The sequence below is a fragment of the Microbispora sp. CA-102843 genome (genome assembly GCF_050936215.1).
In the GTDB taxonomy this organism is placed as follows: domain Bacteria; phylum Actinomycetota; class Actinomycetes; order Streptosporangiales; family Streptosporangiaceae; genus Microbispora.
The window spans coordinates 23,552-35,757 of sequence record NZ_JBNJNF010000001.1 but is presented as its reverse complement, the minus strand read 5'-3'; the positions used below and the strand labels follow the sequence as shown (position 1 = coordinate 35,757).

Here is a 12,206-nt window from a genome sequence, read left to right as displayed (position 1 = left end):
GCTAATTGATCACTTCGCGGTCGCCCGCGGGTCCCTCTCCCATTCGACGAACTGGCCGCTCTCGCCGAGCAGCGCGGTCGCCAGCCACAGGAACACGCCGAAGTCGTCGACCACGCCCACGCCGAGGAGGAAGTCGGGGACCACGTCGATGGGCGACACGATGTAGGCCACGGCCATGCCGAGCATGGCGAGCTTGCCCTTGGTCAGGCCGGGGTAGTCGCCCTTAACCGCGGCGCGGAGCATCCGGGGCACGGCCCGCAGCCGAGCCCCGAATCCCGGCGAGCCGGGCTTGGAGACATCGCGGTAGGCGCGCCAGGTGGCCGCCGCACGTCCTGCCTTCACCATGAGGACACCTCCAGGTGGACACCTCTGCCCGCTTTGCCTTCTGGTTAACGTTCGGCGGCGCCGCCCCGTTCCGTCAGGCTCTCACGGTGGGGCGTCAGGCGCCGGGCGCGAGCGCCCTTACGGTGTCGGCGAGCGGCAGGTCGCCGCCCGGCAGCGGGGCCAGCACGGGCGTGTCCAGCCCGGCGGCCACGTACTCCCGCACCCGGGCCCGGCAGGCCGCGGCGTCGCCGTGCACGACGAGATCGTCCACGACCTCGTCGGGGATCGCCTTCAGCGCGGCCTTCCGGTCCCCGGCCGCCCACGCCTCCTGCATGGGCCGCAGCAGCTCCCCCCGGCCCAGCCACTCGTGGAACGCCGCGTACACCGGCACGGTGAGGTAGGCGGCCAGCAGCCTGCGGCCGATCTCGCGCGCCTTGACGGCGTCCTCGGTCACCACGACGAACAGCCGCGCGGTCAGCTCGGTCTCCGGCCCCAGCTCGCCCCGGACCTTCCATACGTCCTCGGGGGACAGCCAATTGGTGATCGCTCCGTCGGCCTCACGGGCGGCCAGGCGGAGCATCCCGGGCCGCAGCGCGGCGAGCACGATCCTCGGTGGCGTCCCGGGGGCCTTCTCCAGCCGGAAGCCCTTGACGGCGAAGGTCTCGTAGCTCTCGGTGACCTTCTCCCCGGCCAGCGCCGCCCGCAGGAAGCGCAGGGTGTCGCGGACCCGCGCGTACGGCTTGTCGAACTCGCCGGCGTTCCAGTTGCCCACGATGACCGGGGACGACGCGCCGATGCCCAGCACGAACCTGCCCGGGGCGAGGTCCGCCAGCGTGGCCGCCGACATGGCCAGCAGGGCCGGGCCGCGGGTGTAGACGGGGACGATCGCGGTGCCCAGGCGCAGGGACGGCGCCCACTCGGCCGCCAGGGCCAGCGGGACGAACCCGTCCGTGCCGCCCACCTCGGCCGACCACGCGTCGGTGTAGCCCAGTGCGGGCAACTCGGTGATGAGCTCCTTCGACTCGACCGGCGTCTGCCCGAAGAACGGAATCGTCATGCCCCAGCGGTCCACGGCCACCCCTTCCAAGGTCTCGACCTGACCATACCAACCGGACGGTATGGATTCGCGGTCACGCCCGAAGTTCGTGGACCACCTCGATGACCTCCCTGGCCACGCCCTTGATACCGGGCAGATGCGACAGGCCGACCAGCCGGTCGACGAGCGGGACGACCCGGTCGATCAGCCGGTAGGTGCGCGCGCAGCCGGGCGAGTTGTCGTGGACCCAGAACAACACGACCCCCATCCACAGCAGCCACAGCAGTTCGGGAAGCTCCTCGCGCAGTTCGTCGTCCATGCGTCCGGCCGATCCCTCGACCACCTCCCGGTAGAGCGCGACGGCCGACTCGCGGGCGGGCGCCGACTCGGCGCTGAACGGGCTCAGGGGGTTGCTGGGCTCCGCCGCGTGCTTGAAGAACTTCACCGCGAACTCGTGGTAGGGCTCGGAGATCCGCACCCACTCCCGCAGCACTCCCCCGAGCCGCCCGGCGAACGACCGCTCGGCGGCGAACACCTCACGGCAGGCCGCCTCGTGCGTCGCCTGCGCCCGGTCGTAGTACGCCTGGACCAGCTGCTCTTTGGACCTGAAGTAGTAGTAGGCGTTGCCCACCGACACGCCCGCCTCGGCGGCGATGGCGCGCATCGTGGTCGATTCGTACCCCCGCTCCCTGAACAGCCGGAGGGCCGTCTCGACGATCAGCTCCCGTGTCTTCTCGGCCACGCTCGTCACTGTACGGCTCAGGCCCTCATCTGGTCATGAACCGACAAGATGATCCACGGGTCGCGGCAAACCGCCTCGTGGCAGCGCGCCGAGCGGCCTCCGCGTGTGGCATTGAAGACCTCAGCCCCCGTCGTCGACTGAGGAAACGAGGCACTTGGACGTCCGCCCGTCATGGCGGGGGCTGGCCGGCATCGGCACCGCCGTCCTGATCTCCCTGCCCACGCAGAACCACAGGGACCCCGTCCCACCGCCGTCACCGCCGCCCACGGCCGCCCAGGGCACACCGGACACCCCGCGCGTCGAGGCGAGCGGGGAGGTCTCCCTCCCGCCGCTGCTGGCCGGCACGTTCATCGCCACGGTGAAGACCTGGGACACCACGGCGGCGGACGAGCGGATCGGCCACGCGCAGGCGGCCGGCCTGCTGCTGGACGCCGGGGTGCGCCAGCAGTCGACCGGCGACTGCGCCGACCGCCGCCACCGGTACTGCACGTCGCTGGAGGCCATCCGGTATGGCACGCTGATGCGCACCATCGACCTGCGGCGGGACAGCGGCTGCCCGGTGACGATCACCGGCGGCACCGAGACCGGGCACGCCGGCGGCCGTTACAGCCACGGCAACGGCTACAAGGTGGACCTCGCGCACAACCGGTGCCTCGACGCGTACATCACCCGGACCTACCGCTACTGGCGCACGCGCGGGGACGGAGCCGCGTTGTATCGCCCGCCGCCGTCGGACCCGGACCTGCCGTCCGGGTCCGATGCGCGGGGTGACGACGTGTGGGCGGACGAGCCCACCCACTGGGACGTGCTGTTCAGGTGAAGCCTTACCGCCTGACGGGCCTACGCGAACTCGGTGGCGACCAGCGCGGCGATCTCGGCGGTGTTGAGCGCGGCGCCCTTGCGCAGGTTGTCGCCGCACAGGAACAGGTCGAGCGTGTTCGGGAAGTCGAGCGCCTGGCGGATCCGGCCGACGTAGGTCGGGTCGGTCCCCACGACGTCCGCCGGCGTGGGGAACACACCGTTCGCGGGGTCGTCGAGCACCACGACGGTCGGCGCGGCGTCCAGGATCGCCCGGGCGCCCTCGACCGTGACCTCCCGCTCGAACGTCGCGTGGACGGCCAGCGAGTGGGTGGTCACCACCGGGACGCGGACGCAGGTCGCCGAGACCTTCAGGTCGGGGATACCGAGGATCTTGCGCGACTCGTTGCGGACCTTCAGCTCCTCCGAGGTCCAGCCGCCGTCCTTGAGCGAGCCGGCCAGCGGCACCACGTTGAGCACCAGCGGGGCCGGGAACGGCGAGTCGGCCAGGTCGGGCACGGCCTTGCGCACGTCGCCCGCCACGGTGCCCATCGCCCGGTCGCCGGCGACGGCCTCGATCTCGGCGTACAGCCGCTCGGGCCCGGCCACCCCGGCGCCGGACACCGCCTGGTAGGAGGCGACGATCAGCTCGCGCAGGCCCCACTCGCGGTGCAGGGCGCCCATGGCGGCCATCATCGACAGGGTGGTGCAGTTGGGGTTCGAGATGATCCCCTTCGGCCGGTTGCGGGCCTGCTCGGGGTTGCACTCGGGCACCACGAGCGGCACGTCCGGGTCCATCCGGAAGGCGCCGGAGTTGTCCACGGCCACCGCGCCGCGCTCGGCGGCGATCGGCGCCCACTCGGCGGAGATCTCGTCCGGCACGTCGAACATCGCGATGTCGACGCCGTCGAACGCCTCCGGCGACAGCGCCTGGACGACGACATCCTCGCCGCGCACGCTCAGCACCTTGCCCGCCGAGCGCGGCGAGGCGATCAGCCGGATCTCGCCGTACACGTCGGACAGGTCGCGGCGGTTGGTCAGGATCTCGAGCATGACGGTGCCGACGGCACCGGTCGCGCCGACGACGGCGAGGGTGGGCTTGCGGCTCATCGTCCGGTACCTCCGTACACAACGGCCTCGACCTGGTCGGCGTCGAGGTCGAACGCGCGGTGGGCGGCGGCGACCGCGGTGTCCACCTCGTTCTGTCCCACGACGACGGAGATGCGGATCTCCGAGGTCGAGATCATCTCGATGTTCACCCCGGCGTCGGCCAGCGCGCCGAAGAACTTGGCGGTGACGCCCGGGTGGGAGCGCATGCCCGCGCCGACCAGGGAGACCTTGCCGATCTGGTCGTCGTACAGCAGCGACTCGAAGGCGACCTGGTTCTGGATCTTCTTCAGCGCCGTGAGGGCCGTCTGGCTGTCGTTGGCCGGGAGCGTGAACGAGATGTCGGTACGCCCGGTCGCCGCCGCCGACACGTTCTGCACGATCATGTCGATGTTGATCTCGGCGTCGGCCAGCGTGCGGAAGATGGCGGCGGCCTCTCCGACCTTGTCGGGCACCCCGACCACAGTGATCTTGGCCTCGCTCCGGTCGTGCGCGACCCCGGAGATGATGGGCTGCTCCACTTCGGTTCCTTCGCTGTAGGGGTCGGAGACGACCCAGGTGCCTTCCCTCGTGCTGAACGAGCTTCTGACGTGGATGGGCAGGTCGAACCTGCGGGCGTACTCCACGCAGCGCAGGTGCAGGATCTTCGCCCCGCACGCCGCCATCTCCATCGCCTCCTCGTAGGAGATCCGCGGGATCTGCCGCGCGTTGCGGACGATGCGGGGATCGGCGGTGTAGATGCCGTCCACGTCGGTGTAGATCTCGCAGACGTCCGCGCCGAGCGCCGCCGCGAGAGCGACTGCCGTGGTGTCGGAACCACCCCGGCCCAGCGTCGTGATGTCCTTGCTGTCCTGGGAGACGCCCTGGAAGCCGGCCACGATCGCGATCTGACCCGAGTCGACGGCCTCCTGGATGCGGCTGGGCGTCACGTCGATGATGCGCGCCTTGCCGTGCGTCGAGTCGGTGATGACACCGGCCTGCGAGCCGGTGAAGCTGCGCGCCTCGTGACCGAGGTTGGCGATCGCCATCGCGAGCAGCGCCATCGAGATCCGCTCACCCGAGGTCAGCAGCATGTCGAGCTCGCGGCCGGGCGGCAGCGGCGACACCTGCTGGGCAAGGTCGAGCAGCTCGTCGGTGGTGTCGCCCATCGCGGAGACCACCACCACGACGTCGTTGCCCGCTTTTTTCGTCGCCACGATCCGCTGGGCGACCCGCTTGATGCAGGACGCGTCGGCTACGGAGGAACCACCGTACTTTTGCACAACGAGCGCCACTGGAATCTCCAACGAATCAGGACGTGGAGCTCACAGTGTACTTGGGCGCCCCAAAGCGAGACCGGACACGACCAGCATGTGGACGCGGCGCCTTCCTGATCAGACCGCCGTGCCCTCTTCGACCACGTCGAGCCGGGTGTGCGCGACCAGCGCCTGCAGGGCCCGCAGCGCCGCGCCCGCGTGGTTGCCCCAGGTGTTGAAGTAGGAGTACTGCCACCACCACAGCGCCTCGAGCGGGCGGCCCGCCCGGTAGTGCCGCAGCCCGTGGATGAGGTCGGCCGCCACCGCCGTGAGGTCGTCCGACAGCCGGTAGGGGGTGACCACGGTGTCCTTGTAGGGGTCGAACACCTCGGCGTAGTCGTCCACCGGGCCGAGCCGGGCGGCGAGAGCCGTACGGAGGGGGTCGATGTCGGGGTCGTCGCTCAGCGCGGGCTCGACGTTGCCCTGCAGGATCACGTCCTGGGCGGCCCCGAGCTGGGTGCCCGCGAGGCTGACCTGGGCCACCTCCACCAGGAGCAGCGGCAGCGTGGCGTCGCCGCCCTCACCGCCGGCCAGGCGGGTGAGGCCGTCGATGAAGTTCTGCGCGTGTCCGGCGACGCGTGCGGCCAGGTCGTTCCACTCGTCAGACATCCAGCAGCCTCCGTCCTTCAAAAGCGCGGCCCAAGGTGACCTCGTCGGCGTACTCGAGATCACCGCCCACAGGCAGACCGCTGGCCAGTCGGGTCACTTTCAATCCCAGGGGCTTGACGAGCCTGGCCAGGTAGGTGGCCGTCGCCTCGCCCTCGAGGTTCGGGTCGGTCGCGAGGATCAGCTCGGTCACCTGGCCGTCGGCCAGCCGGGTCATCAGCTCGCGGATCTTCAGGTCGTCCGGGCCGATGCCGTCGATCGGGCTGATCGCCCCGCCGAGCACGTGGTAGCGACCGCGGAACTCACGGGTCCGCTCGATCGCCACCACGTCCTTCGACTCCTCGACCACGCAGATGACGTGCGGATCACGCCGCTGGTCCCGGCAGATCCGGCACTCCTCCTCCTCGGCCACGTTCCCGCAGACTCGGCAGAAGCGCACCTTCTCCTTCACTTCGAGAAGGGCGTGCGCGAGCCGCTTGACGTCGGCCGGGTCGGCCGCGAGGAGGTGGAACGCGATCCGCTGCGCGCTCTTGGGACCGACGCCGGGCAGCAGCCCGAGCTCGTCGATCAGGTTCTGGACGACCCCTTCGTACATGCTCTAGAACCCCGGCAGCTGGCCGCCGAGGCCGCCCCCGAGTCCCTGCGCGAGCGGGCCCAGCTTCTCCTGCTGCAGCTCCCCGGCGGCGCGTACGGCGTCCCGCACGGCGGCGAGCACGAGGTCCGCGATCGTCTGCGCGGTCTCCTCCGGGTCGCTCGCGTCGATGGCCAGCGGGCTGATCTCGAGCTCGAGAAGCTCGCCGCTGCCGTTCACGGTGGCGACGACCAGGCCGCCCCCGGCACTGCCCTCGACCTCGGCGTCGCTGAGCTCCTGCTGCGCGGTGACGAGCTGCTGCTGCATCAGCTGAGCCTGCTCCAGCAACTGCTGGAGGTTGACATCCCCTGGATTCACGATGGTTGCGCTCCTCAGCGTCCAGCGACATGTTCGTCGCGACCGAGCCTACGGCGTCCGCCCCGGTTTCCGCACCGGCGCGGTGTGTGTGTTCCGCGCCGGGTCGCGGGCGGACGGACACCGGTTACCCCACCAGTCTCCGTCCATGCGGCGGCCGTCCCTCGGGCGGGGAAGGCGCTCAGGAATGATCGATTTCCTCGATGATGCGGCCGCCCAGCTCACGCTGGATGAGGGCCATGCCGGACAGTTCGCCGACGTCCGCGTCGTCGCTGAGCGGGTCCACGTCGTCGTCCGGGCGGGAGGCCCCGCCCTTACGGCCGGGCACCGTCTCCGGCCAGGCCTGCCGGGGGCCCGTTTGAGCGGCGGCCCGGGCCGCCGAGCGCGCGGCGGCCAGGCCGGGGCTCGGCGCTGATCGCGGGGCCGGGGACGGCGCGTCGTCGTCGTCGGACGGCGCGTCTGGCCAGGTCTCGTCGGTCGTCCCGCCGGACGACACCGCGGGCGCGGGCGCCTTCCGCTCCGGAGCCGGGGCGGCCTGGGGAGCGGCCGGGGCAGGGGCGGGCGTGGCCCCTGTGGGCGGCATCGCCGTAGGAGCCGACGCGGCGGGCGTGGCAGGCGCGGCAGGCGGAGCCGTGGGCGTGGGAGGCGGCGTGGGCGTCTGCGGGCCGGACGGCCCGCGGGTGACGGGGCCGGCCGGGCCGGGACCCGAGCCGCCGACGACGACCTCGACGCGCCAGGTGCCGCCGAGCACGTCGCCGAGCGCGGCGGCCACCACATCGTCGCGCTTGCCCTTGAGGAAGCCCTGCACGTCGCCCGGCTTCTCGAAGCCGACGGTCACGACGTTGCCCTCGACACCGAGCAGCCTGCCCTGGGCGTTGAGGATCATCCAGGCCACCCGCTGGCGGTTCTTGATCGCTTCGAGCACCTGCGGCCAGGCCTGCTGCACCGGCCCTCCGCCCGCGGCGGGCGCCTGGGCCTGCTGCGCCTGCGGAGGCGGCGGCGCCGCCCCGGAGCCGGGCCGTACGGGGGTGGGCCAGTCGTCGGCGCTCCGTTCGGCCGCAGGGGCGGCCTGAGCGGCGGGGGCGGCGGGGGACGCCTGAACCTGCGGAGCCGGGGCCGCGGCGACGGGCGCGGGCGGCGGTGCGGGCTGGGGAACGGCGGGAGCCTGCGGCGCGGCGGCGTACGTCCCGGCCGCGACGCCGCGCTCCAGCCGTTCGAGCCGGGTCAGCAGCGCGGCCTCGCCCTGGTCGGCCCCGGGCAGCAGCACGCGGGCGCACATCAATTCCAGCAGCAGGCGAGGGGAGGTCGCGCCGCGCATCTCGGTCAGACCGGCGTTGAACACCTCGGCCGCCCGGGTCAGCTCGGCGGGGCCCATCGACGCCGCCTGCGCCTGCAGACGCTCCAGTTCGTCGGCCGGCCGGTCGAGCAGGCCGCTGCCCGCGGCCTCGGGGACGTTGGAGAGGATCACCAGGTCACGGAAGCGTTCGAGCAGGTCCGTGGCGAAGCGGCGCGGGTCGTGGCCACCCTCGATCACCCGGTGCACGGCCTGGAACACGGCCGCGCCGTCCCGCTTGGCGAACGCGTCGACCACCTCGTCCAGCAGGTCGCCGTCGGTGTAGCCGAGCAGGGACACCGCCCGCTGGTAGGTGATGCCGGACTCGTCGGCGCCCGCGAGGAGCTGGTCGAGGATCGACAGCGTGTCCCGGGCCGATCCCGCGCCCGCCCGTACGACCAGCGGTAACGCGGCCGGCTCGTAGGGCACGGACTCGGAGTCGAGGATCTCCTCCATGAGCCGGCGCAGGGTCGCGGGCGGCATCAGCCGGAAGGGGTAGTGGTGGGTACGGGACTTGATCGTCCCGATGACCTTCTCCGGCTCGGTGGTGGCGAAGACGAACTTGAGGTGCGGCGGCGGCTCCTCCACCAGCTTCAGCAGCGCGTTGAAGCCCTCACGGGTGACCATGTGGGCCTCGTCGATGATGTAGATCTTGTAGCGCGCCGAGACGGGGGCGAAGAAGGCCCGCTCACGCAGGTCGCGCGCGTCGTCCACGCCGCCGTGCGACGCCGCGTCGATCTCGATGACGTCGAGGTGGCCCGGCCCGGTGGGGGCCAGCGCGACGCAGGATTCGCACTCCCCGCAGGGGTCGGGCGTCGGGCCCTTCTCACAGTTGAGGGACCGGGCGAGGATGCGGGCGCTGGAGGTCTTGCCGCAGCCGCGCGGGCCGCTGAAGAGGTAGGCGTGGTGGATCCGGCCGCTGCGCAACGCCTGGCGCAACGGGTCGGTGACGTGCTCCTGCCCCTTGACCTCGGCGAATGTCCCGGGTCTGTACTTGCGGTACAGCGCAAGACTCATGCCGCCTCCTCGGAGGGTCGACCCGGCCGGCGTACCCGCTAACTGAGAGACCCCTCGCACACCCGCCAGAGCCCGTTTATCCTTGCTGCCTTCCGGCCCTGGGGAGGTTCACAGGATGACGCCGCGCGAGGGGTCCGCTGGACAGTCTAGCCAATCGACGGGTGTGCGCGGGCCGTCGAGACAACAGTCGAAACCACGACGGAAAGTGGGCTAAGCTGTCCGACGGAGGATTCGCCTAGTTGGCCTAGGGCGCACGCTTGGAAAGCGTGTTGGGGGCAACCCCTCAGGAGTTCGAATCTCCTATCCTCCGCGCTTGGTTGAGCAGCAAGAACACGAAGGGCCCGGTCCATCCAGCCGGGCCCTTCGTGCGTCTGGATCTCATCGGCCGGTACCGGTCGTGGCCGGCGCGTGTGTCATCACCAGGGCACCACCCCGGCGTCGTCGAAGAACCCACCGGTCGGGCCGTCGTCCGGCAGGGTCGCAAGCCGGATCGCGACCGCCGCGCCTTGCTCGGGCGTACGGACGCCGCGGAAGCCGTTGAGGTCGGTCGCGCAGAAACCGGGGCAGCCGGCGTTGATCAGGATGTTCGTGTCGCGCAACTCCTTGGCGTACTGCACGGTGACGGCGTTGAGAAATGTCTTCGACGGCGCGTAAGCGACGGCGATCGGGCCCGTCCCATCGCCGGGAGTGGTCTGCCGTGTGAGTGAGCCGACGGTGCTGGACATGTTCACGATCCGGGGCGACGCCGAGCGGCGCAGCAACGGCAGCATCGCGTTGGTGACGCGGATGACGCCGATCACGTTGGTCTCCACGGCCGCCCGCACCGTCTCGAGATCGGCCGTGGTGGGCATCTGTGCCACGCCGCCGGTTATCCCGGCGTTGTTGACGAGCACGTCCAGGCGCCCCGCGCGCTCCTCGATCAGCCCGGCGGCGGCGGCCACGCTCGCGTCGTCCGTCACGTCGAGCGGCACGCCGAACGCGTCGGCACCGGCCGCGCGCAGCTTCTCCACCGCGGCTTCCCTGCGCTCCTCGTCCCGGGCGCCGACGCCGACGCTCCAGCCGAGGGCGCCCAGGCCGGCCGCGATCTCGTATCCGATCCCCTTGTTCGCGCCGGTCACCAGCGCGATCGTCCCTTCGCTCATGCGTCTCATCCTGTCCGCGTCCACTGCCGGACTTCCAACACCGTTTGGGTGAGCATCGATACCTCCCAGGTATCAATCCCCCGCTCCCGGCGAGTACCGTGACGGCATGGAGACGCGTGAGCTGCGGTACTTCGTCGCCGTCGCCGAGGAACTGCACTTCGGGCGGGCCGCGCAGCGGCTCGGGATCGCGCAGCCGCCGCTGTCGCGGGCGATCGGGCAGCTCGAACGGCGGCTCGGGGTGACGTTGCTGGAACGCACGAGCCGCACCGTCACGCTGACCGAGGCCGGGTCGGTGCTGCTGCGCGAGGGCCGTGCGGCCCTCGACGCGGTGGAGGCCGCCGAGCGCCGCACCCGCCGCGCCGCCCTCACCGCGAACGGCCGGCCCGGCCTGGTCCTCGTCACGAAGGCCGGGGCCTCCGGCGATCTGCTGCCGAACCTGCTCGACGCGTACGCCGCCGAGCCCGGCGCGGTCGCCGTCGACGTGCTCCTGTGCGGGCCCGGCGAGCAGGAGCGGCTGCTGCGCGACGGGCGGGCCGACGTGGGTCTGCTGCACCGGCCGTTCGACTCGACGGCCGGGTTCGACGTCGAGGAGCTGTGCGCGGAGGGGCAGGTCGTGGTGCTGCCCGCGGCGCACCCCCTCGCCAGCCGGGCCCACCTGCGGATGGCCGACGTCACCGCGCTGTCCGGCCTGCCCACGCCGCGCTGGCCCCGCACCGACGGCACCTACCCGGACGGCCCCGGTCCGGAGGTTCGCGACCACGCGCAGCTTCTGCAGTTGATCGCGCTCGGCCGGGCCTCGGCGGTCCTGCCGGAGTCGTGCCGGGCTCATCTGCGCCGCGACCTCGCCGCCGTGCCCGTGCTGGACGCTCCGGCGGTGACGACGGTGATCGCATGGCCGCCGCGCAGCCGGTCGCAAGCCATCGCCGGGCTGGTCCGGGCCGCGACCCGCCTCTAGCCGTATCGGCTGGACAGCCGGCGGCCGGGGACAGCAGGGTGGGCCGGATGGAACAGATCGACTTCCCGGAGATCCCGAGCGCGGGCGACCTCGACGTCAAGTGGATCCACGGCTCGGAGTCGGCCAAGCACAACGCCGACCCCGACATCCAGGTGCACCGATACGACGAGCACACGTACGTCATGCGCCAGAACAAGGCGATCAACTACGAGGCGCCCTTCATGTTCCTGATGTTCGGGAACTCCCGGGCCCTGCTGCTCGACACCGGCGCGACGGCGTCACCCGCGTACTTCCCGCTGCGCCGGACGGTGGACGAGATCGTGGACCGCTGGCTGGCCGATCATCCCCGCGAGGGCTACGGGCTCCTCGTCGCCCACACGCACGGCCACGGCGACCACATCGCGGGCGACGGCCAGTTCCGCGACCGCCCGGACACGGTGATCGTCGATCCCGCCGCGGAGCACGTGCGCGAGTTCTTCGGGCTCGGCGACGATCTCGACGTTCCCGGGACCGTCGACCTGGGCGGCCGCGTTCTGGACGTGCTGGCGAGCCCCGGGCACCACAGGTCGGCGGTGACCTTCTACGACCGGCCCACCGGCCTGCTCCTGACCGGTGACACCGTCTACCCCGGCCGGCTGTACGTCGAGGACTGGCCGGCGTTCGGACGGACCATCGACCGCCTGGTGAGGTTCGCCGAGGCCCGGCCCGTCACCCACGTTCTCGGCTGCCACATCGAGATGACCGGCGTGCCGGGCGAGGACTACCCGATCCGCACCACCTACCAGCCGGACGAGCCGCCGCTCCAGATGACGGTCGAGCACCTGCGGCGGATCCGCGACGCGGTGGCGGAGATCGGGGGCAGGCCCGGCGTCCACGTCTATCCCGACTTCGTCGTCTACAACTAA

The 12,206-nt window shown here is 71.7% G+C and carries 13 protein-coding genes, 1 tRNA gene and 1 other RNA gene; 4 read left to right on the top strand and 11 right to left on the bottom strand.

What is annotated here, in order from left to right; all coding sequences use genetic code 11:
• Nucleotides 1-9: 9 nt before the first annotated feature.
• The 3 genes from ACQEVJ_RS00280 to ACQEVJ_RS00270 all read right to left on the bottom strand — a co-directional run bounded on the left by ACQEVJ_RS00280 (nt 10) and on the right by ACQEVJ_RS00270 (nt 2,102).
• Nucleotides 10-345 carry a YkvA family protein gene (locus tag ACQEVJ_RS00280; protein WP_433095888.1) on the bottom strand — a complete coding sequence of 112 codons (336 nt, stop codon included), beginning with the start codon at nt 343-345 and terminating at the stop codon, nt 10-12.
• Nucleotides 346-439: 94 nt separating this feature from the next.
• Nucleotides 440-1,381, bottom strand: coding sequence for an LLM class F420-dependent oxidoreductase (locus ACQEVJ_RS00275; RefSeq protein ID WP_433095886.1), 942 nt, complete (start codon nt 1,379-1,381; stop codon nt 440-442).
• 73 nt (nt 1,382-1,454) lie between these two features.
• Nucleotides 1,455-2,102, bottom strand: a complete 648-nt coding sequence (locus ACQEVJ_RS00270) for a TetR family transcriptional regulator (RefSeq protein WP_433095884.1) — start codon at nt 2,100-2,102, stop codon at nt 1,455-1,457.
• Between the two features lie 154 nt (nt 2,103-2,256).
• On the opposite strand from ACQEVJ_RS00270, the gene ACQEVJ_RS00265 reads away from it, so the two are divergent.
• Nucleotides 2,257-2,922 carry a hypothetical protein gene (locus ACQEVJ_RS00265; RefSeq protein ID WP_433095882.1) on the top strand — a complete coding sequence of 222 codons (666 nt, stop codon included), beginning with the start codon at nt 2,257-2,259 and terminating at the stop codon, nt 2,920-2,922.
• Between the two features lie 20 nt (nt 2,923-2,942).
• On the opposite strand, the gene ACQEVJ_RS00260 is transcribed toward ACQEVJ_RS00265, so the two are convergent.
• The 7 genes from ACQEVJ_RS00260 to ffs form a co-directional block, all read right to left on the bottom strand.
• The gene (locus ACQEVJ_RS00260; protein ID WP_433095880.1) at nt 2,943-4,010 is read right to left on the bottom strand and encodes an aspartate-semialdehyde dehydrogenase; all 1,068 of its coding nucleotides are present in this window, start codon (nt 4,008-4,010) and stop codon (nt 2,943-2,945) included.
• Nucleotides 4,007-5,281, bottom strand: a complete 1,275-nt coding sequence (locus tag ACQEVJ_RS00255) for an aspartate kinase (protein ID WP_433095878.1) — start codon at nt 5,279-5,281, stop codon at nt 4,007-4,009. The genes ACQEVJ_RS00260 and ACQEVJ_RS00255 overlap by 4 nt, the downstream gene beginning before the upstream one ends.
• Nucleotides 5,282-5,380: 99 nt before the next feature.
• Complete coding sequence (locus ACQEVJ_RS00250) at nt 5,381-5,911, bottom strand: DUF5063 domain-containing protein (RefSeq protein WP_346223673.1); 531 nt, start codon at nt 5,909-5,911, stop codon at nt 5,381-5,383.
• Nucleotides 5,904-6,503, bottom strand: coding sequence for a recombination mediator RecR (recR, locus tag ACQEVJ_RS00245; protein ID WP_357042049.1), 600 nt, complete (start codon nt 6,501-6,503; stop codon nt 5,904-5,906). Before recR ends, ACQEVJ_RS00250 begins: the two co-directional genes overlap by 8 nt.
• A gap of 3 nt (nt 6,504-6,506) precedes the next feature.
• A complete protein-coding gene (locus ACQEVJ_RS00240) occupies nt 6,507-6,857 on the bottom strand; it encodes a YbaB/EbfC family nucleoid-associated protein (RefSeq protein WP_079320096.1) in 351 nt (116 codons plus the stop codon).
• 178 nt (nt 6,858-7,035) lie between these two features.
• Nucleotides 7,036-9,204, bottom strand: coding sequence for a DNA polymerase III subunit gamma and tau (locus ACQEVJ_RS00235; protein WP_433095875.1), 2,169 nt, complete (start codon nt 9,202-9,204; stop codon nt 7,036-7,038).
• 42 nt (nt 9,205-9,246) lie between these two features.
• An RNA gene (gene ffs / locus ACQEVJ_RS00230) (signal recognition particle sRNA small type) lies at nt 9,247-9,342 on the bottom strand.
• Nucleotides 9,343-9,428: 86 nt separating this feature from the next.
• Between ffs and ACQEVJ_RS00225 the strand changes: the two genes are divergently transcribed.
• Nucleotides 9,429-9,514: transfer RNA gene (locus ACQEVJ_RS00225), tRNA-Ser, on the top strand.
• A 106-nt stretch (nt 9,515-9,620) separates the two neighbouring features.
• On the opposite strand, the gene ACQEVJ_RS00220 is transcribed toward ACQEVJ_RS00225, so the two are convergent.
• Entirely contained in the window at nt 9,621-10,346 is a 726-nt protein-coding gene (locus ACQEVJ_RS00220) for an SDR family oxidoreductase (protein WP_433095873.1), read from the bottom strand.
• A gap of 106 nt (nt 10,347-10,452) precedes the next feature.
• Here ACQEVJ_RS00220 and ACQEVJ_RS00215 point away from each other — a divergent pair, with 106 nt between their 5' ends.
• Together ACQEVJ_RS00215 and ACQEVJ_RS00210 are read left to right on the top strand one after the other, a co-directional pair.
• The gene (locus tag ACQEVJ_RS00215) at nt 10,453-11,301 is read left to right on the top strand and encodes a LysR family transcriptional regulator (protein ID WP_433095871.1); all 849 of its coding nucleotides are present in this window, start codon (nt 10,453-10,455) and stop codon (nt 11,299-11,301) included.
• 47 nt (nt 11,302-11,348) lie between these two features.
• Nucleotides 11,349-12,206: an MBL fold metallo-hydrolase gene (locus ACQEVJ_RS00210; RefSeq protein WP_433095869.1), complete on the top strand. Its 858-nt coding sequence runs from the start codon at nt 11,349-11,351 to the stop codon at nt 12,204-12,206.

Excerpts from the sequence above, each read along its gene's own strand:
- ACQEVJ_RS00210 (WP_433095869.1), top strand. The coding sequence starts at position 11,349 with ATGGAACAGATCGACTTCCCGGAGATCCCGAGCGCGGGCGACCTCGAC.
- ACQEVJ_RS00250 (WP_346223673.1), bottom strand. The coding sequence starts at position 5,911 with ATGTCTGACGAGTGGAACGACCTGGCCGCACGCGTCGCCGGACACGCG.
- ACQEVJ_RS00275 (WP_433095886.1), bottom strand. The coding sequence starts at position 1,381 with ATGACGATTCCGTTCTTCGGGCAGACGCCGGTCGAGTCGAAGGAGCTC.
- ACQEVJ_RS00220 (WP_433095873.1), bottom strand. The coding sequence starts at position 10,346 with ATGAGCGAAGGGACGATCGCGCTGGTGACCGGCGCGAACAAGGGGATC.
- recR (WP_357042049.1), bottom strand. The coding sequence starts at position 6,503 with ATGTACGAAGGGGTCGTCCAGAACCTGATCGACGAGCTCGGGCTGCTG.
- ACQEVJ_RS00280 (WP_433095888.1), bottom strand. The coding sequence starts at position 345 with ATGGTGAAGGCAGGACGTGCGGCGGCCACCTGGCGCGCCTACCGCGAT.
- ACQEVJ_RS00215 (WP_433095871.1), top strand. The coding sequence starts at position 10,453 with ATGGAGACGCGTGAGCTGCGGTACTTCGTCGCCGTCGCCGAGGAACTG.
- ACQEVJ_RS00260 (WP_433095880.1), bottom strand. The coding sequence starts at position 4,010 with ATGAGCCGCAAGCCCACCCTCGCCGTCGTCGGCGCGACCGGTGCCGTC.
- ACQEVJ_RS00235 (WP_433095875.1), bottom strand. The coding sequence starts at position 9,204 with ATGAGTCTTGCGCTGTACCGCAAGTACAGACCCGGGACATTCGCCGAG.